This is a genomic window from Pseudonocardia sp. EV170527-09, from assembly GCF_008369905.1.
Taxonomy (GTDB): Bacteria; Actinomycetota; Actinomycetes; order Mycobacteriales; family Pseudonocardiaceae; genus Pseudonocardia.
In genome coordinates this window covers 1-584 of sequence record NZ_VRMC01000304.1, presented here as the reverse complement: position 1 = coordinate 584, position 584 = coordinate 1, and the positions used below count along the sequence as shown (strand labels likewise).

The 584-nt window shown below is 66.4% G+C and carries 1 protein-coding gene; it reads left to right on the top strand.

Features of this window, described 5'->3' with window-relative positions; genetic code table 11:
• The coding region (locus tag FVA95_RS29250) for an IS30 family transposase (protein ID WP_149666934.1) at window positions 1-549 on the top strand (549 nt) is incomplete at its 5' end.
• Between the last annotated feature and the right edge of the window lie 35 nt (window positions 550-584).

Genomic DNA, 584 nt, shown 5'->3' with positions numbered 1-584 from the left:
TCCGAGCGCCCCGCGGAGGCTGCGGACCGCGCTGTTCCCGGGCATTGGGAGGGCGACCTGATCATCGGCACAGGCCGGTCCGCGATCGGCACGATCGTCGAACGCAAGAGCCGCTCGACCCTGCTGGTGCACTTACCCCGTCTGGACGGCTGGGGAAAGGTCCTGCCGGTCAAGAACGGTCCTGCGCTGGGCGGCTACGGCGCCGTCGCGATGAACGCCGCGCTCGTCGCGTCGATGACGAAGCTGCCAGAACAGCTCCGGAAGACGCTCACCTGGGATCGCGGCAAAGAGCTCTCCGCGCACGCACAGTTCGCGCTCGAGACGGGCACGAAGGTGTTCTTCGCCGATCCGCACTCGCCCTGGCAGCGGCCGACGAACGAGAACACCAACGGGCTTCTGCGGCAATACTTCCCGAAGGGCACGGATCTCTCACGGTGGTCCGCCGAAGACCTCGAAGCGGTCGCTCTCGCGCTCAACAACAGGCCCCGCAAGAGCCTCGACTGGAAGACCCCCGCCGAAGTGTTCGAAGAGCAGCTACGCTCAGCCTGACAACCCGGTGTTGCAACGATCGGTTGAACCCAGGC